Genomic DNA, 1904 nt, shown 5'->3' with positions numbered 1-1904 from the left:
TCGTCACCGCGGTGCACGGAACGCCCTTCAAGGAAGTGGTGCGCCTGCTCGGCGAACACCACATCAGCGGACTCCCCGTGATCGACGACGACCGCAAGGTCATCGGGGTGATCTCAGAGAGCGACCTCATGCTCCACCAGACGCGCGGGTCCGAGCCCCGCGGCTCGGTCGCCGCCCTTGCGCACCGGCTGAGCCGAGCCGTTCGGGAGCGCGCCGTCAGGAGCCGGGCCCGGACGGCCGGCGGTGTGATGTCCACGCCCGCCTTCACCGTGCGCGCCGACGCCACCGTCACCGAGGCCGCGCGGCTCATGGCCGGGCACCGCATCGAACGACTGCCCGTAGTCGACGAGGAGGAGCGGCTCGTCGGCATCGTCACGCGCCGCGAGCTGCTTCAGGTATTCCTGCGCGACGACGCGGAGATCGAGCGCGACGTGGAGCGGGAAGTGTTCGTCAACACGCTCTGGCTCGCCCCGCACACCCTCGAGGCCGGCGTCGAGAACGGCGTGGTCACCCTCACCGGCCAGGTGGAACGGCGCAGCGACATTCCCGTCGCGGTCGGTATGACGCGCCGTCTGGACGGAGTTGTGGACGTCATAGACCACCTGTCCTACCGGCTCGACGACAAGCGGCTCCAGCCCGCCGAACAGGCCCTGCACGGCGTGGCCGACGACTGGCTGCGCAGGCTGTGAACCGGGGCTCCGATCGCACTGTTCGCCGGGGTCGCGATGGCCGCCACGGGACGTTGCCCGGAGGGCGTCTTCGACCTCCTGGCCGGGGTCGACCGCTGGGTGCTGCGCGCGGTCGCCCGCGCGGCGCTGCTCACCGACGTGTATCCGCCGTTCCGGCCCGACATGAGCGGCGGCGAACCGATCGGCACTCGCAGCGCGGTCCCGTGGATGGCTGAACGTCCCCTGTGACACCTTGAGTTCGGCCCCGTCCGGCCCTGTGGTCCCGCCCTGTCGGCCCATCCTGTGCGGGATTCGCGCCTGTCACCTTCGGAGTGTGACCACGTCGATGAGGGAGGTGCTGACGGATGCGCGGCGGCAGGAGCGTGAGAAGGCGGCTGTGGCGATGGCGGAGCAACCCGCTGCGGCGGCACGCGGACATCGTCGAGGCCTGGATCGTACTGGCTGTGTGGCTGATCGTCCTGTTGGGCGGCACGGTGGCAGGCCTGGTGACGGCCCATGCGGCCGGTGAGTCCTTCGCACGGCAGCGCGCCGAGCGCCATTCCGTCCGTGCGGTGCTGGTCAGCGACGTTCCGAGGACGACGGCACAGACGTGGGGATCGGGCCACCGTGTCCGGGCGACGGTGCGCTGGACGGCACCCGACGGCACGCCTCGTACCGACGAGACCCTGGTGGAGTCCGGCAAGAAGGCCGGCACGGAGGTCGTGGTCTGGCAGGACGACAACAGTCGGGTCACGCTCAGCCCGACGGGGCCCGTCGCGGCGACCGTCGAGTCGGCGCTGTTGGGCGTGGTGACCGCGGGCGCCCTCGCCGCACTCACGGGCGGCGCTGGAGTCGTCGCACGCTCGCGGCTCGACCGCCGACGCGTGGACGAGTGGGGCCGGGAATGGGAGCTGGTCGGCCCGCAGTGGGGGCCCAAGGCGAGCTGACCGGCGACCGTAGCAGAGAGCTGGAGCCCGAAGTGCGCCTGCCCAAACCTGACCAAAAGGGACTGGCCGTGAAACGGCCTGTCCGCGTGCGGCTCGACGCCGGAGGGCGGCACAGGGACGCCTGTCCTCTTTCCACGCCATGCGGAGCCGCCCCTCGGGTGGCAGGATCAGGGGGTGTCCGTCCTCGAAGCCGCGATGACGCCGCTGACACGGCGTCGGCCGATGCCGTGCTCGTCTTCGTGACCAGCTCCGGTGACCTTCTCGGGGCGGTGCGCAGGCGGCGCTTGCC

At 71.4% G+C, this 1904-nt stretch carries 3 protein-coding genes; all 3 read left to right on the top strand.

Going from position 1 to position 1904, the window contains the following annotated elements; all coding sequences use genetic code 11:
• Positions 1-689: CBS domain-containing protein (locus ACFW2E_RS46030; RefSeq protein ID WP_384477933.1), on the top strand; the 689-nt coding region annotated here is incomplete at its 5' end.
• Between the two features lie 36 nt (positions 690-725).
• Positions 726-917 carry a hypothetical protein gene (locus tag ACFW2E_RS46025; protein WP_384477930.1) on the top strand — a complete coding sequence of 64 codons (192 nt, stop codon included), beginning with the start codon at positions 726-728 and terminating at the stop codon, positions 915-917.
• Positions 918-1033: 116 nt separating this feature from the next.
• Complete coding sequence (locus ACFW2E_RS46020; protein WP_384477927.1) at positions 1034-1615, top strand: hypothetical protein; 582 nt, start codon at positions 1034-1036, stop codon at positions 1613-1615.
• Positions 1616-1904: the final 289 nt, after the last annotated feature.

This window comes from Streptomyces sp. NPDC058964 (assembly GCF_042741275.1).
Lineage (GTDB): Bacteria > Actinomycetota > Actinomycetes > Streptomycetales > Streptomycetaceae > Streptomyces.
The sequence above is the reverse complement of the archived record's forward strand: the minus strand, read 5'-3'. Positions and strand labels throughout refer to the sequence as shown.